The organism is Terriglobus roseus, assembly GCF_900102185.1.
Classification (GTDB): Bacteria; Acidobacteriota; Terriglobia; order Terriglobales; family Acidobacteriaceae; genus Terriglobus; species Terriglobus roseus_A.
Genome location: NZ_LT629690.1, coordinates 1,180,305 through 1,200,032, shown reverse-complemented (window position 1 = coordinate 1,200,032; position 19,728 = coordinate 1,180,305). Strand labels below are relative to the sequence as shown.

Here is a 19,728-nt window from a genome sequence, read left to right as displayed (position 1 = left end):
ACCCCGTTACAAGCGGCGCACTCCAGTACAGAATGCCGTAGCGATTCTCTTAGAGCCCTGCTCTTTGTCGACATCCGATTGACGATTCATTTCCTAGAGGTACTTGAAGCGTACGCATTAGGATCGCTTCGCATTCTCCAGCCAAAGTCCGATTGTTTCCTGCATGTTGGCCTTGACCTCGCCGAGAGTGGGACCGCTTGTCAGGATCGCCGGGAGGTCTGGTACCGTTCCTCTCCAACTTCCATCAACCGCCTGTTCGAATACTGCATCGTATCCGGCCATTTTGACATGAACTTCAGACATCACACTTCTCCGCCCCTTAGTTGCGGCACTCTTCCTGATGCCGTCCGTGAGCAACTCGATTTCCAGCTACGCGTGACAAACCTTCCCGTGGAGAGATTGATCATAGACAACGTCACCGAACCAACTCACTCAAAACCACGAGTATCTGGAGAACGAAGAGGCGTGCGTTAAAACAGACTGTTGGAAACTTATTCGGTGTAGCGGGAAACGAGTGCGGATGGATGGCTATCTCACTTCCAATTCAATTCCTGGACGCTAGGTCGAGCTGTTTGATCCGGTCTCGGATCCCGATGATGTCGCGGACAAACATCCCGAAGTCGTACAGGAATATTCAGCAGAGATGTTGCGGGTCTTTCGAAACTCCCATCCTGAAGTACATTCCGAACCTAAGGGGTTGAAAGACGGAGACGCCATCGACTGGTACCTGCGACCTCGGGATGCGAACCGATCGTCACGAAATACGACAATTAGTAATGTGTTCCTCCGACTTTCAACTCAGGGAAGGTCTAGAAGGCAGAACGGTTTCGGCCGCGCGGGCCAGCGGGCGGATACTGGCATGATGAGCGGAATAAGAGTCCGGTAGAAACCGAAGAGGGTTTTCCTGGCGCGTTGCACAACGAGACGAAGAAGAGTCTCGATACTCGCAGGCGTATAGGTCCATCTGTCCTGCCTATCTGTTCGTTCGTTGCAAAGTGCTGGATTGGATATCGTTCTTAGCGGATTCTCCATATCGGGAGCATGAGACTATGCCGCGATATTGGGTAATCCTTCTTTTCACTACCCCGCACTTTTCCCAGGCACAAGAACCATGTAGAGATGGGGTTCGCGTGGAAGGTGTGGTTACCGACCTATCGGGTGCGCTGATACCAGGTGCCAATGTCAGGGCAAACGCCGCATCGGTGACCTCGGGTCCGACAGGGCAGTTCGTGTTGACGTGTGTTCCTGTCGGTTCGACAGTCGAGGCAGTTGCAACGGGCTTTGGAACGGCATCCGCGCGCGTTGACGGCTCCTTGGGCAGTACGGCGCATCTGTCAATACGGCTATCAGTCGGCGACGTCCAAAGTTCCGTGCAAGTTGATGCTGATGCCCCGACGCTGGACGATACGAACGGCGCGGGAACTTTAGTTCTTGGCGCCAAGGAAATTGAGCAGTTGCCAGACGATCCCGACGACCTCGTGGCGCAATTGCAATCGATGGCAGCGAACGGTGGAGGCAATCCGGCAACGTCAACTCTCATCGCTGTTGATGGGTTTCAGAATGGAAGCGCTCTGCCACCGAAGAGCGCCATCGCTTCCATACGCATTAATCCCGACGTCTTCGCAGCGGAGTATGAGTCCCCACAAATCCACGGTGGGCGGGTTGAGATCACCACAAAGCCCGGGGCAGACGCGTTTCACGGGGCGTTCTTCTATACCAATAGCAATCCAATCTTCAACGCGAAAGATCCTCTCTCCGTCTCTTCGACTCCCGCAGGCAAGCACCGCTATGGTTTTGAACTGACAGGCCCCATCGGTCGAGGCAAAACGGACTTCTCCGCCGCATTGGAGAAACGTGACATTGACGAGTTTGCCATCGTCAACGCCATCACGTTCGACGGCAGTTTCAACCCGGTTCCTCTCAATCAAACGGTTCCCACACCGCAGCGTCTTTGGATCGGTTCTGTACGTGGCGACTGGCAGGCCACGCCTAAGGACACGGTGTCCTTGTCCTACTCTGCAAATGTGAACAGTCGCGGCAATCAGGGTGTTGGAGGTCTCACGCTTGCTGAAGCTGGATACTCCAGCCTCGTGAACGAGTATGATCTTCGGTTTCACAACACCCAGACCGTCAGTGGGAATCTATTGCACGAAACCCGAATTGGCTACACATGGAAGCGAATGGCGTACACGCCCAACTCAACCGCGCCATCGCTCCAAGTGTCAGGAGATTTCACTGGTGGTGGTGCGGTGACTCAGGGGCTCAATACTCGCGAGCGCGATCTCGAAATAGACGATGACCTGCTTCTGGCACGCGGAGCGCACTCCATCAAGATGGGCTTGCAATCCCTCGGGGTCTTTGAGCATAACTACACCCCAAATGCGTTCAACGGAGCCTATACCTTCGGCGGCGGCAGTGGGCCCGTGCTTGATGCGAACAACAATCCGACCGGAGCGACTACGACTATTACTGCAGCGCAGCAATACCAACGCGCTCTTCTGTCGCTCCCCGGCGGCAATCCAACCACCTATCTCATCACAACGGGCAATCCGCTCGTCTCGTTTGCGCAATGGAATATCGGTCTCTTTATTCAGGACGCAATCAAGCTCAATCCGCGGTTGATGCTGGATGGTGGGTTGCGATATCAGCTGCAGACCAATCCCGCCACTTATGGAAATATGCAGGCCCGGCTTGGTCTTTCCTTTTCTCCAGACAAGAAGCAAAGCTGGGTTATTCATCTTCGCGCCGGACTCTTTAGCTCATCTACAAGCCTCGCTTTGCTCACCGATATTGACCGTTTGGGCACAGGGCGGCAGCAGCAAAGACTGATTTACTCCCCAGACTATGCCTCCCCGCTGACTGCTGTTGCGGGCTCGGTCGCCATCAGCACTGTCTATAGCGCGTCTCCACAGTTGCGCAGCACTCCGGGCTTCCGAACGCGAGCGGGTATCGAACATGAGTTCGCCCATCATTGGCGGTGGAGCTCCGATTTCAATTCGGTATCCGAATGGCAGCTCACCCGCAAAATCAATATCAACGCGCCCCAGGTTGAAAGCAGCGTCGGAGTGCCAGCAGATCCAATCTCCGCGCTATCCGCGCCGCGTCCCATCACACCAAGCGTGAATATTTTCCAGTATCAGAACAACGGTCACTATCGGGGATGGTGGTTCGCGTCTTCGTTGGACCAGCATGACCTGAAGTGGTTGAACTCCAAGATCACCTATTGGTACGTGAGCTTTCAGCAGAACCCGGAAACTCCGCAATCCACCTACAGCACGAGTGGCGATTCCGCACGTCCCGATTGGATGGCGCGTGACGGCCTCTCGATCAATGAGGTTCTTACGCTTCCTCGTGGCATCATTCTTTCATCGTACTTTGATTGGCTCCCGGGAATCCCTTTCAACATCACCACTGGAACGGATGGCAATGGGGACGGAACGTTTAACGATCGTCCCTCCTTCGCAACCGCTCCTGGTACAGGCATTTACAGCACTCGGTGGGGGCTGATGACCACCAACACCGTGAACGGGAATGTGCCCTACAACCTAGGACGAATGCCCTCCATCACGCACTTCAGCGCAAACCTCAGCAAGGCTTTCCGATTGCAGTCCGCAAAAAGGGAGAATCCACGGCTACTGACACTCAACTTGCGGGCCGGAAACGTTCTGAACCGCACTCGGGTGACGGCTGTGGGAACGGTCGTCTCCTCTCCAAACTTCAGTCAACCACTCACTGCGGAAGACGGTCGTCGTCTCGAGCTGGGAGCACGCTTTTCGTTCTGAGCCTGAATGCAAAGGTGTACGATATCTCCACCCTGAGAGGCGGCATGGCATCACTGCACGAGAACAACGTCTTCATCGGTTCCACATTGCATGGTCGCGGGGTACTACTCGTCTCGACGGCAACAGTAATCCTTGCTGCGATCACAGCAAATTATTGCCATACCTACTTCCTCGTACACCATATTGAGATGTCCGTCCTGCCTTCCATCTTCTTTGGTGCAGTGATGTGGTTATGGTGGGCGCTCGTGGCCTGGGTAATGTGGCGTAACGCACATCGCTATCCCATTAGCCTTACGTTTTCACTTCGCTCAGTCTCGCTGCAACTCATCGTGGGTTGCCTTGTGAGTTACGCCCACCTCCATCTCATTCAATGGAGTCTACGGGTTGGCGATGTGTGGCCGGCATGGCAGACAGCTTACGCGCAACTAAACTATGTCACGCTGTCTCGCTTCGGACTCGACATGCTGAACTATTGTTTCCTGTTCGCTGTCTCTGCCACCCTGAGCATGCAGTCTCAGCGCCAAGCCGATGCGATCCAGAGGCTTGCGTTGGAACGTCAGTTATCACGGGCTCAGCTCAGCGCGCTGCAGATGCAGATGGAGCCGCATTTTCTCTTCAATACGCTGAATGCGATCAAGAGTCTTGTGACGCAAGGCAGGAACGACGAGGCGAATCGGACTCTCACGCACCTGAATTCTATCCTCCGACCAGCGCTCCAACGGCAGGTCCCCGAAAAAGTTCCCTTTTCGGAAGAATTGCGGCTGGTCGAGAGCTATCTCGCGATTCAGCAGCTTCGGTTTGCGGATAGACTCACCGTCCACATTCATGCAAGTGAAGATGCACGCAGGTGTCTTGTTCCATCGTTCATCCTGCAACCCATCGTCGAAAACGCGGTACAACATGGTATCGCTCCATCCGAGACGGGTGGCATTATTGAAACCTCTGCAACTCGTGTCGGCAATGAACTTTTCCTTCTGGTTCGCGACAATGGCTTAGGCACTAAGACCGTCGCCAGCGAGGGACATGGCATCGGCATTCGTAATACTCGAGAACGGCTTGCATTCTTCTATCCCGAATCTCACAACCTCACAGCGTCGCCCATTGCCTCCGGGGGGTTCGAAGTCTCAATCCGCATTCCTTATGAGGAGGTACCAGCGTGATGCTGCGTACAGTCATTGTGGATGATGAAATTCTCGCCCGGGATCTTCTTCGCACACTGCTTATTGCTCACGCCGACATCGACGTTGTCGCCGAGTGCCGCAACGGTGCAGAGGCTATCGACTATTTGAAACAACATTCAGTGGATCTGCTTTTTCTGGACGTGGAAATGCCCAAGGTCAGTGGCCTCGATGTCGTTCGCGAGATTGGTCCAGCACATCTTCCATACACGGTATTCACTACAGCGTTTCATGAATACGCGGTGAGTGCCTTTGAAGTCCACGCCGTCGACTACGTGACGAAGCCCGTCGAAGAACAGCGTTTGGAACTTGCCCTATCACGTGTCCGTGAAAGACATCGCGCGAAGGCCGCTGCTCTCACGCAGGAACAGATCAAGCACATGCTGGCTGCCTTGAGCAACAAAGCCGGACAGGCATATGCAGACAGACTCCTGGTGAAAGATGGGCCAAGGGAGATACTGCTACCCGTTGAACACATCGACTGGATTGAGGCTGCGGAGTACTACTGCTGCCTGCATGTTGGAGGGCAGTCCTACATGATTCGGGAAACGGTGACCGATCTTGAGTCGCGCTTGGATCCCCAGAAATTCCTAAGGATCCATCGTTCTACGATCGTTCGGATCGATCAGATCAAAGAAGTGTTTCGGGAAGGACAGGGTGAGGGAGCCGTCGTTCTCCGAACTGGCCTCGCACTCAAGATCAGTAGGAGTGGGCGGCAACGCATCCACGCGCGTTTTTTGTTCGAGTAGATGAAGACATTGTCACCGCCCGACGGTCGGGACTCGCGGCATCCGCATGTCTGTTCTTGACCCTCGGTCGACAAATGATGAAAACGCAAACCGAACGACTCTGCAATATAAGTGCGGATCTATCGCCGACTTGGAAACTCAATCTCGAACTTCGTACCTAGACCGTTCTTGGGAGACAGCCTGATTGAGCCTCCGTGTTTCTCAATGATCGATTGGGTGATCCAGAGGCCCAGACCGGTTCCGGTTGCCTGCTTCGTCGTGAAGAACGGTTCGAACACCTTCTCTTGAAGTTCAGCGGGGATACCTGGACCGTCGTCTGAGATTTCCAATACCGCAGTCTCGCCTCGCGGAAACGTTTTGACCCAAATGGTTCCACCTGGAGACAGAACCTCCATCGCGTTTACCAGAAGGTTTGAGATCACTTGACGAATCTCACCTTTGATCCCTTGAATCAACACTCCTGGCGTCAAATCCAAACGGACCTCGATTTGATTTTGGATTAGACGTCTCCGATAGAGTTCGACTGTCTCGGAAACGCTCTCTGAAAGGTCCAATTCAGCAGGTGCACGCAACTCTCGATAAAAGCCCAGGGATTGTCGCGTGATGTGGGCTAGTCTCGTGACCTCTCCCAAGGCAGCTGTCGCGGTCTCCCGTGCGAATGGCGGAACATCGGGAGACTGTTCGATGATGAAAAGGAGATTCGTCAGAGCCTCGAGAGGATTATTGATCTCATGGGCGATGGAAGCTGCCATCCGTCCTGCGGTGGCAAGCTTTTCAGATTGCACAAGCGCGGATCGAATGGACTGTTCGGCCGCAAACAGCTGACAGTTTTGGAGAGCGAGAGCCAATCGGTTAGAGAGATCCGAAGCAAGGATCGTATCTGTCGACGTATAGGCCCTTCCGCGATCGAGTTCGAACATGATCGCCCCAAGTCCTTCGCCGTTGATCGTCAGCGGAGCGAACAGCTGATCAGAGTTCGATTGCTCCACTGTGGCCTGCTTTGCAACGCGCTCTAATTGCCTCTGCAATGCTTCGCTGAGCGTCTCACTACGCGGCCAGATCCAAGCGGGTGTGTTGCCAGCTTCCCGAAGATGAATGTAACAACGGTCGGCAAAGCCTGGCACTACCACCCGTGAGAAGTTATCAGCCGTCTCTTCCGTGGAAAGGCTTGCGGTAATACCTGGTCCGATTGACGCGAGGAATCGCAAAGTTTCTTCTGCTTCCGATGTTCGCAACATCCGACGAATAAGGCCCACCATCTCGGCGGGATGAACCGGCTGCGCGATATAAGCATCAGCTCCACCAGAGAATCCCTCAACGCGAAGACTGGGATCGCTGAAGCTGGCCGAAACCTGCAGAATCGGAAGGTTAGGTTCCGCTTGTTTTAACTTGCGAGAGAGTTCGTAACCACTTATGTCGGGTAATCTGACGTCCACCACAGCCAAAGCGAGATGAGAGCCAAGGTACGTTAGCGCCTCTTTGCCGCTCCCGGCTTCGAAGACACTAAAGCCTTCGGTCTCAAGAATGCGCCGCATTGCGTACCGTTGTTCAACGGTATCGTCTACATAAAGGATCGGGCGCTTCTCGTGATAGATCACTATTACCTTTCGGTTTCGTGCAGATCATTCAAACCCAGATTGAGCAACACCCGCTCGAGCGCGACTCTCTGATCTTCCGCATCGCCACGGTCCTTGTTGATGTAGATGAGATTGTGCCGTTCGATCAATGTTTGCTCGTCCGGCGTAAGAGTTTTGGAACTGACAAGAACGATGGGAAGTTCTTCCTTACCTGGAAGCATCCGGAGCTCCTCCGCGAACGAGAGTCCATTCTCTTCTGGCATCACAATGTCCAGGAAGATGAGTCTGACGGTGTGTGATGCAAGCAATCTGCGGGCTTCAACAAGCGAGGAGGCTTCCAGGAGTTTCGCGGAGGTCATCGTCACAAGATTCCTCCGCAAAATGTATCGTGCAACTTCATCGTCATCGACCATGAGAATCACATCGTCACGTTCCGGTCTGACAACAGGTTCAATCAACGGCGCCACGGCCGTTGGAATCTCCACATAAAACGTGGAGCCCTCCCCCAACTTTGACTCGAACCAGGTTGTGCCACCGAGGAGGGTCGCAAGTTGCCGTGCAAGCGGCAGGCCAAGACCACTTCCCTTGTATTTCGGACGCTGGGCAGATTCAATCTGTCCCCACTCCTGCCACACCACGTCTTTGTTCTCGCCAGCGATACCAATGCCTGTATCTCGAACTGAGAAACAAATGCCGCCGTCGCCTACCAGCTTCGCACGAACGTGAACTACGCCTCGCTCAGTGAACTTCAGTGCATTGGAGATGAAGTTTCGCAAAATCTGCGAGAGCTTCGCTTCGTCCGTGTAAAGTCTGGTGCTGACAGCGTCGGCTTCGTCAATCAGCAGTTGCACGTTTTCATTCGTGGCCAGTGGCCGGAACATGCCGCGAAGTGCAGCAAAAAACTCCTCGATTGTGAACTCGCTAAGTCGTGGCGTCACCTTTCCGGCTTCGATCTTCGCGAGGTCCAAAAGATCATTCACCATTTCGGTCAAGTTCTGAGCAGAACGCTGTATGAATTGAACTTGCTTTTCTTGCTCCGCGCTGAGTTCTCCATCAATACGCCGAATCAACAGACCCGAAAGAGAAACAATCGAGTTCAGCGGCGTACGCAACTCATGCGTCACACCCGAGATGAAGCGGGTCTTCATTTCCGATGCCTGCTGCAACTCAATGGCCCGATCCTCGAGCTCCGAATACAGCATCATCACGCCACGATTCGTCTCTTTGAGTTCCTGATTCAGTTGAGAGAGCTCTCGCTCACGTTCGCGAAGGTCTCCCAAGAGCCGGATCATCTCTCGGTTTTGGGCATGAGCAGCCATACCAAGGTCTTGCGGAGCGATCGAGGCGATCTTTTCGCCAAGCTCTTTGATCGTTGGGACGGTTATGGCACGCGGCAAGAATTTCCGCATTACAACCGTGGTCCCCTCATCCGAGCTGTCTAACTGCAGATCGTCCATCAAACGGCGAGAACCGCTTATCCCCAGACCCATTCCTGACGACGAAACATAGGTTCCATCTAACACCTGATCGAACTGCTTGATGCCCGATCCCTTGTCACGGACCACGATCCTAAGGGAAGGCTGTCCCGCTCGATCGAAATGAAATTCAACGAGACCACCGACCGCGTATTCATATGCGTTTCTGGCGATCTCGGATACAGCCGTTGCAATTCTCGTCTGGTCCTGAGCCTCAAAACCAAGGAATTCAGCGATCTGCTTCGAGCGTTGCCGCGCAAGCAAAAAGTCCGTTTCGACGGACAGATTCACAGTCAGGAGTCGCGATGTCGTCGATTTAGCCAAGCCGGTTCACCAAAAGGGTCGCGTCATCACGTCCCCGAAGCTGCTCGGAAAACAGAAATGCCGCAATCACCGACGGCGGCTGCGACATAAGGTGGGGTGGTATCCCTTGCTTCGATTGCGTGGTCAGCCCGTCGGACTGCATAAGCAGTACGTCTGAAGGTTGATAGGAGTATTGAAACTCCTGAACACGACGCATCTGGTGACCAAGCGTTCCATTGTGTGACACAAGACTTTGGTTCCGCTCCTGTCCCACAATCATGCAACCGATGTTCCCTATGCCAGCGAAGTTGATTTTCCTTTCCGTCCGATTGATCTGCGCGATTGCCGCTGCCGCTCCACGAGTGGAACGCATAGCACTGTGCATCATTTCCAGAAGCTGTTTCGGTGTCGATGATTGATGTTTCAGGAAAATTGAAGTTGCCATCCTGGAAGCATCGGATGCAAATATCCCATGTCCCAGGCCGTCTACCACCAGGAATGTACTGCCATCCTCGGATACGGCCCAGGAATCTCCACTTAACGTCTCCCCCTGGATCGGAATGCAGATCACTCCAAAATCGAACTGCGGTCTTGCATCTGTCATCTGGGCAGAGACGACCGTGGTGCGGTTGGGAACGGAAAACGCTCCGAAACGCGATGCAAACCGTTGCACCGCTCCCAACCCAAGACCTGGAGTGGAGGAGGTTGAAAAGCCGTCCTCGAGACAACGATTGACGCTGGTCATACCGCGACCGTGATCGACGGAGACGATTTCAAACGAGCCCGATGGCGCCGAGAAGCTGAAATAGATCTGGCCGGAGCCAGCATGTTGCAACAGATTGTTCGCGAGTTCTACAGCCACAATGTTGGCCGCTGACGTTCGTTGCTCGTCCAGCCCCGCGATGTTCGCGAATTCTGTGGCCGTTCGTCTGGCGAGCGCGACTTGAGACTGATCCTGTATCGCGACAACGGTAGTTTGGGTTAGCGGCTCCATTTGGTGATGGTTACGGTTGTCCCTTCGTTCAACTTGGATGCAATTTCGAACTCATCCATCAAACGGCGGGTTCCGCCCAACCCCAATCCCATTCCGTTGCCACTCGTGAAACCGTCGGTGAGCGCTTGGTCCAAGTCACGAATACCGGGTCCTTGATCGGCAAAAATCAAACGCAGGCCCTTCTTGGTTCCATTCACGAGAGACTGCATCTGCAGATCTCCGCCCCGGCCATAATCGAGCGTATTACGCGCGATTTCGCTGGCGGCCGTGACGATCTTCGTTTGATCGACGATTCCAAACCGCAATTCGGTCGCAAGCTTTCGAACGGAAGTTCGAACGATCACGATGTCTTCCGACGTCCGAACTGGAAGAGAATCAGACTTCAGTACTTCCATCTGGATCTCCGTCCCCCTCGGCCACGAATTCCGCGCGGGCATTCGCTAGATCGGACCGCAGAATTTCCATGCCACGTTCTACCGTAAGAGCAGTCCGGATACCTGGCAGTGACATTCCGAGCTCGACAAGCGTGATTGCGACCGCCGGGCGCATTCCCACGACTACCGTCTGAGCGTCCAGAACTCTGGACATGGATGCAATGTTTCCGAGCATCCTCCCAATGAAGGAATCGACCACCTCAAGTGAAGAGATGTCGATCAACACACCGTGTGAGCCATGCTGAACAATCTTCTCTGTGAGATCATCCTGCAATTGCAGAGCAAGGCGGTCGTGCATGTCCACCTGCACGGTGATCAGAAGAAACTCTCCCATTCGAAGAATAGGTATGTGTTCCACGGGCTGCTTCTCCTGTCTTAGATCTTTGTGATTGCACTCTTACGCACGACAACATGGCCCGTGCGTTGCATGGCAACTCGGAAAGCGTCAGCGAGGCTCGCCTTCGTGACGATGTCACCCAACTCCACACCGAGATGCACGATCGTCTGGGCAATCTGGGGACGAATGCCACTGATGATGCATTCCGCTCCCATCAGCCGCGCCGCTGTCACTGTTTTTAGCAGGTGCTGCGCTGTTAGCGTATCGACCGTCGGAACGCCGGTAATATCGATGATCGCCAGTTCCGCTCCAGTGTCGACAATCTTCTCCAGCAGATTTTCCATGATCGTCTGTGTGCGGCTCGAGTCCAAAGTGCCGATGATCGGCAATGCAAGCACTCCATCCCAGAGTTTCACGACGGGAGTGGAAAGCTCCATCATTTCTTCCTGCTGACGCGCAATGATAGTCTCCCGCGACCTCTGGTATGCCTCGGTCGTAAAGAGGCCGAGCTTATCGAGGAGTAGAGTCGCATTCCAGACTTCCTCGATTTGTTCTTCTGCGGACGGAAGTGATGCCCGAATTTGGGCAAAAAGAGGCTGCTTGAACGAGAACACAAATAGCGCCGTCTCGCTGGGACTGAATCCAAGTTGAGCGCGGCTGGCCGATATCTCTTCGAGAAATCTCCGAACCTCTTTGAATGCGTCGGTATCAATTTCAACGACATTCCCGCGGGTTGACGCCTCTTGAAGAAGCTGAAGGAAACGACGGGACTGGGACCGGATTTCGGATTCCGGCAGACGTTTACTCGAATCCTTTGTCTGGTTCTGCTCGCGCGTCCAGTCGTCTAGCAAAGCGGCTTCATGCCTGCGAAGTATTTCAGCAATCTTGGATGTGCTCACAACGGACCTCTTTCGGCAGATAGGACGACGCCCTAGTATATCCACGGGCTCCGGACACGACCAGAGGGATTAAATGTCTATGAGACAAAGGATTTGCTCGCTAGAATGGTAGCTGTCTTCGTCTGATGGATAACCAACACATTCCCGTGCCGGCTTTGCCGCGAGTGCTTCTCGTGGACGACAACCAGACTCATCAGTATTCGCTGGGTCGTCACCTGAGCGAATCCGGCTTTGAAGTCTTGCACGCCCATTCTGGCGCCGAGGCCCTGAAGTCAGCGAAAGAAGACATTCCAGATGTCGTTCTCTTAGACATTCACCTGCCGGATGTTTTGGGATTCGAAGTCTGCAAGATCCTCAAATCGGATCCGTCGACGCGTTCGATACCAGTGATCTTCCACTCCGCGACCTACGACACGCAGTCTGCGCGGTCCATGGCCGCTGACCTCGGGGCTATCTCTTTCTTGAGTTATCCCATCGATATCGATCACCTGACGAGCGTCATTCGCGGAGCGGTGATTCGCAGAATGAAGGATTCGAAGTAGGTCGCTCCGTGAGTGAATGGAAGGGACAACCGTTCTTCCCGCACGAGCGTGTGATTCACGACTGGTGGCAGAGAGTGGACAAGTTTTGTTCGTTCGGCGTCGCTACGCACCCGGTCCAACGATTACGGACATCTTTTCAATGCCGCTCTCCCGAAAAGGATCGATCACAATTTTCGTAACGCGATCCTTCTTGTCCCGCCATATCTTGTACATGCCTGGAACATCCTGAATGCCGATGCGATGAGAGATCAAGAAACTAGGATCGATCTGCCCCTGCTCCACTCGATCAAGCAAAGGCCGCAGATATTTGTGCATGTTCGTTTGGCCCATCTTCAACGTGAGGCCCTTGCCGAAGGCAGCACCAAAGTTGAGCTTGTTGAGGACGCCGCCGTAGACACCAGGGATGGAGATGGTGCCTCCCTTGCGGGCGCTCTGCAAGATTTGACGAAGTGCAGTTGGCCTGTCCGTCTCCAGCATCAGGCCGAGTTCTACCTTGTCGTACAGCGCTGACACATCCGTGCCATGTGCTTCCATGCCGACAGCGTCAATGCAGCTGTCTGGACCGACGCCGCCGGTCAGGTCTCGCAGGGCTTCGACGATGCTCTTGCCATCGGAATAGTCGATTACCGTAGCGCCACAGTAGTCACGCGCCAGGGCTAGGCGTTCCGGGAAGCGGTCGATAACAAAGACTTGCCCTGCACCCTGCATGTGCGCGCTCGCAGCAGCGAAAAGCCCTACCGGGCCTGCCCCCCAGATGGCAACATTGTCACCGGGCTGAATATTGGCATTCTCCGCTGCCTGATAGCCCGTGGGATAAATGTCCGAGAGGAAGAGAACCTTTTCGTCCTCAATGTCGCTTTCAATCTTGATGGGACCCACATCCGCGAACGGCACACGCACGTACTGCGCCTGCCCTCCAGCAAACCCACCATAGATATGGGAATACCCAAATAGTGCGGAACCACTGTAGCCGTACAACTGTTCTGCAACACGCGCATTCGGGTTGGAGTTGTCGCACGCTGACCATAGATCTTTCTTGCAGAAGAAACAGTTGCCGCAAGCGATCGTGAACGGCACAACGACACGGTCGCCCACCTTAAGCTTCTTTACCTCACTCCCAACCTCTTCCACGGTGCCCATAAATTCGTGCCCGAGGATGTCGCCCGATTCCATGGAAGGGATGTAACCGTCATAGAGATGGAGATCGCTGCCACAGATTGCGGTACGAGTCACACGGAGGATGACGTCCCCTGGATTGATAATGGTCGGGTCTGCTACTGTCTGCACTTCGACCTTGCCGCTTCCCATCCAACACACTGCCTTCATCGGTATGCTCCCTGCACTACGTGCTGATTCGGTTCTTCTTACAGTGAACGGATAGAACGAACGCCGTACCACGCTGCTACTCCTGCAGCTATGCCGATGCCGACGACAACCCACGGAGCTTGGCTCTCGCTATTTTGTTGTGGCAGATCACGTGGCCTCGCTCGATCCGAAGTGCCGGGCGGCACTGGAAGGTTTTCACCCATAAGAAACCGTTTCCATCGTCCGATGACGCCTCGCGGCCCTGAGGGCTGGCCTTCCACACTGGGTATCTCGCCGCTCTCAATCACCTGTTTCAAGCGTCGAAGGTTCTCGACTACAGCCTGATGTGGGCCTCGAGAAGCGATCTTGCCAACGATGTTCGATACGTTGGCAGCAGGCAGCTTGAATTCGCTTACCCACGTAACGATCGTTCCTCGCCCATGCGCATGCAGTTCGAACGTCAACGAATCTGTGCTGCCCGCGAACGGGCCATCGAGTACCCGTGACACATGACGTTCACCTGGAACCGAAGAGACGATCTCGCTGTTGAATTCCGTCTGCGCACCACTGGTGGGTTCCTCGACAATCCAATGAAAATGCCCATCCTCAGTTCGCGAGACAGAGATAACACCTTCCTGCCAAATCGGGATCGCCTCGGCACGGATGTACAAATCAAAAATGTGCTCCGGCTGAGCTGCAATTGTCTGTACAGCATGAACCGTCACATGCTCTTTGTCACTACTACGTGGCAAAGGAATATAGTCGACACCCTTCCGTGGAAACGTCACCGCAAGCTCTGCCATGGTCAACCCCTGCAAACCTACGACGCCCTATAAGCATGCAGCGTGGCCTGTAGAAACCTTCGCTTCCCTGGCTTGATGCTTCGACTTTCATCGGACGCACAACAGTGAGGTATCAAAATTCCGTAACAGGTCAGCGACATCCACATACACGGCAACCGCACCTGCATCTTTCAACTCTTCGTGGGTCCAGCCACCGGACTGTACTGCGATCGTGTCCATGCCGGCTTTTCTTGCCGCCTCCACATCCCAGGGTGTATCGCCGAGCGCGATTGCTTCTGACGGCTGCAGCTTCAGCATCGTCAGCGCCGCCTGGAAGATGTCTGGTTCGGGCTTCGGTTTATCTGCGTCATCGGCGGTTGTGTCCTCTTCCACCAAATCATGAATCTTGAGGAGCGTTTTGAATGCTTCCAGATCGTCCTTTGCGCTGGATGTGGCCACAGCAATTCGCAGCCCCTCCTGCCTCATTCGTTCCAATAAACGACGGGCGTCTGCAAACGGAACAATGCGGTCGATGTACTCCCGGTGGAACAATCTCTTCCGAAACGCATTGATATCTTTTTCGATCGACGGAAGCTCGCTCTTGGGAACAAAACATTCCAGAAGATATTCGCCGCCCTTGCCAATCTGCTTCACGACATCCTCAAAGGACACCGTGTATCCGAACTCCTGAAGCGAACGCTGCCAGGCCTCGGCGTGAAAGGCATTGCTATCTAAGAGAGTTCCATCGAGATCGCACAGAACAGCCTTCAGTGCCATATCGCCTCCAGTGCAACAACTCTTGGATGCGGAACTGGCCACTCCTATGTCCCGCCATTTCACGATGCACGTAGGCCATCAAACATAGTGCGTACACCGCCTTCGTCCACAACGAAATCGCGAACAATCCGCATCGTATGCGTTGAAGCAATGCCGTCGGGCTGACACCCTACGACATTTACTCAGCATCCTGTCATCCGGAGTTGTCATGGCGAACATCTATACCTTGCAGGACCCCACAAAGCAGTACCCAACGCCCAAGTTCAAGAAACAGCCACAAACCGTGCCCGGGCTTGCAAAGAAGATGACACCGCGACCCGATCATGGCGAGACCAGCTATATCGGGAATGGACGTCTTCCGAATCGGAAAGCGCTTGTCACCGGTGGCGATTCGGGCATCGGACGCGCAGCAGCGATTGCGTTCGCGCGCGAGGGGGCAGATGTTGCCATCAACTACCTTCCAAGCGAGGAGCCGGACGCGCAAGAGGTCATCGCCCTGATTCAAAAGGAAGGGCGCAAGGCCATCGCCATTCCGGGTGACATTCGCAGCGAAAGCTTCTGTAAGAAGATGGTCGCTCAGGCCCACAAGAGACTTGGTGGTCTCGACATTCTTGCGCTTGTTGCTGGCAGACAACATGCAGTTGAGAAAATCGCGGATGTCACAACTAACCAATTGGAAGAGACCTACGAGGTGAATGTGTTCGCCCTGTTCTGGATCTGCAAAGCCGCGCTCCCGCTCATGCCGAAGGGTGGCTCCATCATCACGACGGCATCGATTCAGGCGACCCATCCGAGCCCGTCTCTGCTGGACTACGCTCCCACCAAGGCAGCAATCCTCGCGTTCACCCGTGCCCTTGCTCGTCAGGTTGCAGGAGACGGAATCCGCGTGAATTGCGTTGCACCGGGCCCAGTGTGGACCCCACTTCAAATTAGCGGTGGTCAACCGCAAAAGAAGATTCCTGAATTCGGATCGGAGACGCCGATGAGGCGAGCTGGCCAGCCGGTCGAGATGTCTCCCCTCTACGTACTGCTGGCGTCACAGGAATCGAGCTACGTCACGGGAGAAGTTTACGGCGCGACTGGTGGTCTTGAGATCGGCTAAGTCTGACTTCCTCCATCATCCGGGCCTTGCCACATCCTTGTATTGGCAAGGCCCGAGTCGTTTCAAAAGTGCGGAATGCCGCTTCGAAATGTCCCGGGAGGACACAAGGACTTGCGAACTGGCGGGGTTTTCAGATCGCGTGGCATGTCGTTGATGATGGAATCTTTCTGCGACAGAATGTAGTCCGCAGTGCGAGCTGCCAGAGCCTGAATGGTCAGGCCTGGATTCGCCGAACCCTGTGTTGGCATCACACTGCCATCCATCACAAACAAATTGTTCACGTCCCAAGTACGACCGAATTTGTCACACACCGAGTTATGTGGAGAGGAACTCATGCGGGCCGCGCCCACAAGATGGGCATAGCGCTGTTCCTGCACGACCTCCGCGGCACCGGCTGCACGCATAATCTCCATCACCTTGTTCTTGCCGAACTCGATCATGCGCTTGTCATTGTCGTGCAGAGTGAACGAAACTTTTGCAACAGGTAAGCCAAAGCGATCCTTCTGATCCGCGCCAGTCGCAAGTTCCACACGGTTCTCTTCCCATGGAAGGATTTCGCCAAGAAGGCCAAGTGCCGACCAGTGGTTATAGTCCATCATGGTCCGGCGAAGTCCCCATCCCCACACACCCTTCGCTGCCGCCATCTGTTTGGCAAATGCTATTGGCAGCGGCCCCACGGTCTGTACCGCGAAGCCGCGTGCGAAATCACGCTTCGGATCGGTTTCGTAAAACTCTTCTGTCAGCGCATGTGCGGGAGGAGCTTTGTACATACGGATCAGTTCGTCGAAACGTCCAGCGATCACATTTCCCGCCTGAGCCATCAGATACTTACCGAGTGTGCCACTTGAATTGGCGAGCCCACGCTCGTGGCCGGGGCATGCGGAGTTCAGTAACAACCGTGGCGTTTCAATGGCGTAACCGCTCACGATGACGATAAGTGCCTTTTGAAAATGCTCACGGCCTTCGCGGTCAAAATAGACCACTCCGTCTGCGCGACCATGCTTGTTGATCGAGATACGAGAGACCATGCTCTCATCACGAATCTCCGCACCACTTTTGAGTGCATCCGGAACATGCGTGATCAACGTGGACGCCTTGGCACCTACTTTGCATGCCTGGATACAGAAGCCGCGATAGATACAGTGCGGACGATCCCCTCGAGACGCAGACAGGATGGCGACCGGCCCACCCGTTGATACGCCGATGCCGAGTTTCGTGCAGCCTTTAACCAGCGTGTCACCGACACCACCCATTGGATGAGGTGCGTACGGATATCCGTGTGGCTTACCCCACGGATAGTACGCGGGCCCGGCGACTGGCATCTCTCGCTCGAGCAACTCGTAATACGGCTCGATCTCCTCATAACTCAACGGCCAGTCAGCGCCTACACCATCGCGCGTGTAGACTTCGAAATCGCTAGGATGAAAGCGCGGTGCAAACGCTGCCCAATGAACGCTGCCTCCGCCTACTCCCTTGCCGCTGTTGTTGCTGCCCAACGCCAAGGGATGCTCTCCGCCCGTGATGCGAAGATCATTCCAGTAGAGGTTGCGTGAGCCTGCTTCATCACTGACCCAGTCACGCTCCGTGTCCCAGAACGGCCCGGCTTCAAACCCCACAACACTCAGTCCAGCTCGTGCGAGTCTCTGCAACAGCACGCCGCCTGCGGCGCCCACTCCGACAATCGCAACATCGACTTCATCCTCGTTTCGCCATCGACGACGCGGAATCACGATCTTCTGCATAGAGCCAAGATGATGAAGACCATCCGCCGGTGCTTCGAATGCTCCGAACAGCGGCTTGTCGTTGTCGAAGGAACTCAATCCTCACCCGCCAATCCGCCGCGATCCAAGTCGCTCAAACTTCCCGTAGGTCCTGCCCATTCATAGCGTTGTTCCACGAACTCCCACGGTTCCGGCTCGCCTTCTTCCAGCCTCATGTAGCCGCGTGGATACGCCGGTCCACCAAAACCGATTTCATTCCACGCCCAAGGATGTGCGTAGTATGCGGCACATGCGTCGTTGAGCAACAATGTCCAGAAACGCTCGACATTCATGCGTTGCCACAGGTCTTTCGCACCCATAGGCTCCCCATCGTGGAGAGACTTCAACAATACTTCTTGCGAGTGCGACGTGAGTTCCGCGAATAAGCCATTGAAAACTTCAAGCGCCATTCGATCCATGGCTTCCACAGCCCATCGATACGCCTGTTGATCGCTGGGCATGTCTTCATAGCGATAGCCTTCGATACGGTTTTCAAAGAGTCGTGCATCGAGCGATGGCAACAAGGGGATACGCTGAGCAGGCAGACGATCGTCCTGTGGCAGAATTCGATCCAGTATCGCCGTCATTGCTTGTGCTTCCGCCTCATGGAAAAAGCGAAGCTGTTTGGGTGGTCCCATGCGCTCTTCCACCACCTTGCGAGTGGCTGCGTCCCAGTATGCCGACTGCGACAAAACATTCCAGCCGGGGTAATAGCCTGGCTGCACTCTTTGCGGAAGCGCCTGCTCCTCGTTTGAGTTCTTCGTAGGATCGCTCATTACCTCTCCCGTCGCATGAGGTATGCCATCATCCCAAGCAATCCGGCTGCCGCAAACAGCATCGGCGCGAAGATTGGTGGCCCATACAGCGTGTTGTACAGCGGCTTTTTAATACCACCCGACCGGCGAAGGATGCCACGGATGTGATACCCAGTTCCCACAATCCCATTCACTATCGCAGCTGCGGAGGCCAATGGCAGAAGTGTGTTGGCGCCGCGTTCGCTCTTCACTGCGGCCAGTGCAGATCCTGCAAGGATCGGCGTCAACAACACCGGGGACCACTGCACGCCGTACTTGAAGTTGTCCTTATAGTGCGAGCACCAGGATTCTCCTCCACAACACAACGTACCGATGGCGCACACAACGCAGAAATGCTTCTGGAAGCGACCGGTACGAATGTCCTCTCGCCAATCCTGTTTGTAACGACGGGAAAACACGTCCGTCGTGATCTGGCCGACGCCTTCGTCCTCTTCCCGTTGTAGGTACGAGGCGATCACTCCTAAATATGCGGCGGTTCCGAAAAGCAATGGTGCAAACAACGGTGGCCCCATCACGATATTCACTACGGGCATACGCCAGCCGCCTGGTTTGCGAGCTACACCACGAATATGAAATCCGAAGCCGATCACTCCATCGACCAAGGTCAGGAATGAGAGATAGCGCATCCACGTTCTGGCAATCTGCCGCGAGAAGACAGAGGCACAACTCGCCAGTGTCAATGCACTAGACAACAACACCGGCGTGTACATCACCGGGTTGGAATAGCTACCGCGATAGTGCTCATATCCCACTTCCATCGCACTCACTGCACTCGAACCAGCCACCATCAATGAAAGCGTTCGCTGAAACGTGCCGTGCTGTATGTGTCGAAGCACGGTCGCGAACGGAGGACGCAACGGTTCTGGAATCATATGGAGCATGGCTCGCGGCGAAGTGTCCGCTGGCAGCAATCGCAT

Annotated in this window: 18 protein-coding genes; 5 read left to right on the top strand and 13 right to left on the bottom strand. The window is 54.7% G+C overall.

All coding sequences use genetic code 11. From position 1 onward, the window contains the following. Window positions 1–117: 117 nt before the first annotated feature. Window positions 118–303, bottom strand: a complete 186-nt coding sequence (locus tag BLT38_RS05095; RefSeq protein WP_083344216.1) for a type II toxin-antitoxin system HicB family antitoxin — start codon at window positions 301–303, stop codon at window positions 118–120. 746 nt (window positions 304–1,049) lie between these two features. Between BLT38_RS05095 and BLT38_RS05090 the strand changes: the two genes are divergently transcribed. From BLT38_RS05090 to BLT38_RS05080, 3 genes are read left to right on the top strand one after another with little or no spacing between them, the layout of a single operon-like run. Further along, on the top strand, window positions 1,050–3,782 hold the full coding sequence (locus BLT38_RS05090; protein ID WP_083344215.1) for a TonB-dependent receptor: 2,733 nt from the start codon (window positions 1,050–1,052) through the stop codon (window positions 3,780–3,782). A 44-nt stretch (window positions 3,783–3,826) separates the two neighbouring features. Continuing rightward, a complete protein-coding gene (locus BLT38_RS05085) occupies window positions 3,827–4,942 on the top strand; it encodes a sensor histidine kinase (protein WP_083344214.1) in 1,116 nt (371 codons plus the stop codon). Further along, window positions 4,942–5,709, top strand: a complete 768-nt coding sequence (locus BLT38_RS05080) for a LytR/AlgR family response regulator transcription factor (protein WP_231966757.1) — start codon at window positions 4,942–4,944, stop codon at window positions 5,707–5,709. The genes BLT38_RS05085 and BLT38_RS05080 overlap by 1 nt, the downstream gene beginning before the upstream one ends. A 119-nt stretch (window positions 5,710–5,828) precedes the next feature. Here the strand turns inward: BLT38_RS05080 and BLT38_RS05075 are convergent, their stop codons facing one another. Genes BLT38_RS05075 through BLT38_RS05050 form a run of 6 tightly spaced genes read right to left on the bottom strand, consistent with a single transcriptional unit; the run spans window position 5,829 to window position 11,728 of the window. Continuing rightward, window positions 5,829–7,307 (bottom strand): ATP-binding protein, encoded by a 1,479-nt coding sequence (locus tag BLT38_RS05075; protein ID WP_083344212.1) that lies wholly within the window; start codon window positions 7,305–7,307, stop codon window positions 5,829–5,831. Between the two features lie 2 nt (window positions 7,308–7,309). Next, window positions 7,310–9,085, bottom strand: a complete 1,776-nt coding sequence (locus tag BLT38_RS05070) for an ATP-binding protein (RefSeq protein WP_083344211.1) — start codon at window positions 9,083–9,085, stop codon at window positions 7,310–7,312. Beyond that, window positions 9,078–10,058 (bottom strand): SpoIIE family protein phosphatase, encoded by a 981-nt coding sequence (locus BLT38_RS05065; RefSeq protein ID WP_083344210.1) that lies wholly within the window; start codon window positions 10,056–10,058, stop codon window positions 9,078–9,080. Before BLT38_RS05065 ends, BLT38_RS05070 begins: the two co-directional genes overlap by 8 nt. After that, window positions 10,046–10,402 (bottom strand): anti-sigma regulatory factor, encoded by a 357-nt coding sequence (locus BLT38_RS05060; protein ID WP_231966756.1) that lies wholly within the window; start codon window positions 10,400–10,402, stop codon window positions 10,046–10,048. The genes BLT38_RS05065 and BLT38_RS05060 overlap by 13 nt, the downstream gene beginning before the upstream one ends. A gap of 31 nt (window positions 10,403–10,433) precedes the next feature. Then, complete coding sequence (locus BLT38_RS05055; protein ID WP_083344208.1) at window positions 10,434–10,850, bottom strand: STAS domain-containing protein; 417 nt, start codon at window positions 10,848–10,850, stop codon at window positions 10,434–10,436. A 17-nt stretch (window positions 10,851–10,867) separates the two neighbouring features. Further along, window positions 10,868–11,728, bottom strand: a complete 861-nt coding sequence (locus BLT38_RS05050) for an STAS domain-containing protein (RefSeq protein WP_083344207.1) — start codon at window positions 11,726–11,728, stop codon at window positions 10,868–10,870. Window positions 11,729–11,853: 125 nt separating this feature from the next. Between BLT38_RS05050 and BLT38_RS05045 the strand changes: the two genes are divergently transcribed. Continuing rightward, on the top strand, window positions 11,854–12,270 hold the full coding sequence (locus BLT38_RS05045) for a response regulator (protein ID WP_083344206.1): 417 nt from the start codon (window positions 11,854–11,856) through the stop codon (window positions 12,268–12,270). Between the two features lie 102 nt (window positions 12,271–12,372). Here BLT38_RS05045 and BLT38_RS05040 read toward each other — a convergent pair whose 3' ends face one another. From BLT38_RS05040 to BLT38_RS05030, 3 genes are all read right to left on the bottom strand, one after another. Then, on the bottom strand, window positions 12,373–13,596 hold the full coding sequence (locus tag BLT38_RS05040; RefSeq protein ID WP_083344205.1) for a zinc-dependent alcohol dehydrogenase: 1,224 nt from the start codon (window positions 13,594–13,596) through the stop codon (window positions 12,373–12,375). Window positions 13,597–13,634: 38 nt separating this feature from the next. Beyond that, a complete protein-coding gene (locus BLT38_RS05035; protein ID WP_083344204.1) occupies window positions 13,635–14,378 on the bottom strand; it encodes an SRPBCC family protein in 744 nt (247 codons plus the stop codon). Between the two features lie 87 nt (window positions 14,379–14,465). After that, window positions 14,466–15,134: an HAD family hydrolase gene (locus BLT38_RS05030; protein WP_083344203.1), complete on the bottom strand. Its 669-nt coding sequence runs from the start codon at window positions 15,132–15,134 to the stop codon at window positions 14,466–14,468. A gap of 208 nt (window positions 15,135–15,342) precedes the next feature. Here BLT38_RS05030 and BLT38_RS05025 point away from each other — a divergent pair, with 208 nt between their 5' ends. Beyond that, window positions 15,343–16,236 (top strand): SDR family oxidoreductase, encoded by an 894-nt coding sequence (locus BLT38_RS05025; protein ID WP_083344202.1) that lies wholly within the window; start codon window positions 15,343–15,345, stop codon window positions 16,234–16,236. Window positions 16,237–16,298: 62 nt separating this feature from the next. Here BLT38_RS05025 and BLT38_RS05020 read toward each other — a convergent pair whose 3' ends face one another. Genes BLT38_RS05020 through BLT38_RS05010 form a run of 3 tightly spaced genes read right to left on the bottom strand, consistent with a single transcriptional unit; the run spans window position 16,299 to window position 19,728 of the window. Next, complete coding sequence (locus tag BLT38_RS05020) at window positions 16,299–18,056, bottom strand: GMC family oxidoreductase (protein ID WP_231966755.1); 1,758 nt, start codon at window positions 18,054–18,056, stop codon at window positions 16,299–16,301. Continuing rightward, window positions 18,053–18,772 carry a gluconate 2-dehydrogenase subunit 3 family protein gene (locus BLT38_RS05015; RefSeq protein ID WP_083344201.1) on the bottom strand — a complete coding sequence of 240 codons (720 nt, stop codon included), beginning with the start codon at window positions 18,770–18,772 and terminating at the stop codon, window positions 18,053–18,055. The genes BLT38_RS05020 and BLT38_RS05015 overlap by 4 nt, the downstream gene beginning before the upstream one ends. Then, window positions 18,772–19,728, bottom strand: coding sequence for a hypothetical protein (locus BLT38_RS05010; protein ID WP_231966754.1), 957 nt, complete (start codon window positions 19,726–19,728; stop codon window positions 18,772–18,774). Before BLT38_RS05010 ends, BLT38_RS05015 begins: the two co-directional genes overlap by 1 nt.

What these genes read in the sequence shown, in the direction of transcription:
- BLT38_RS05095 (WP_083344216.1), bottom strand. Translation starts at nt 303, where the DNA reads ATGTCTGAAGTTCATGTCAAAATGGCCGGATACGATGCAGTATTCGAA.
- BLT38_RS05090 (WP_083344215.1), top strand. Translation starts at nt 1,050, where the DNA reads ATGCCGCGATATTGGGTAATCCTTCTTTTCACTACCCCGCACTTTTCC.
- BLT38_RS05085 (WP_083344214.1), top strand. Translation starts at nt 3,827, where the DNA reads ATGGCATCACTGCACGAGAACAACGTCTTCATCGGTTCCACATTGCAT.
- BLT38_RS05080 (WP_231966757.1), top strand. Translation starts at nt 4,942, where the DNA reads ATGCTGCGTACAGTCATTGTGGATGATGAAATTCTCGCCCGGGATCTT.
- BLT38_RS05065 (WP_083344210.1), bottom strand. Translation starts at nt 10,058, where the DNA reads ATGGAGCCGCTAACCCAAACTACCGTTGTCGCGATACAGGATCAGTCT.
- BLT38_RS05045 (WP_083344206.1), top strand. Translation starts at nt 11,854, where the DNA reads ATGGATAACCAACACATTCCCGTGCCGGCTTTGCCGCGAGTGCTTCTC.
- BLT38_RS05040 (WP_083344205.1), bottom strand. Translation starts at nt 13,596, where the DNA reads ATGAAGGCAGTGTGTTGGATGGGAAGCGGCAAGGTCGAAGTGCAGACA.
- BLT38_RS05035 (WP_083344204.1), bottom strand. Translation starts at nt 14,378, where the DNA reads ATGGCAGAGCTTGCGGTGACGTTTCCACGGAAGGGTGTCGACTATATT.
- BLT38_RS05030 (WP_083344203.1), bottom strand. Translation starts at nt 15,134, where the DNA reads ATGGCACTGAAGGCTGTTCTGTGCGATCTCGATGGAACTCTCTTAGAT.
- BLT38_RS05025 (WP_083344202.1), top strand. Translation starts at nt 15,343, where the DNA reads ATGGCGAACATCTATACCTTGCAGGACCCCACAAAGCAGTACCCAACG.
- BLT38_RS05015 (WP_083344201.1), bottom strand. Translation starts at nt 18,772, where the DNA reads ATGAGCGATCCTACGAAGAACTCAAACGAGGAGCAGGCGCTTCCGCAA.
- BLT38_RS05010 (WP_231966754.1), bottom strand. Translation starts at nt 19,728, where the DNA reads ATGCGATTGCTGCCAGCGGACACTTCGCCGCGAGCCATGCTCCATATG.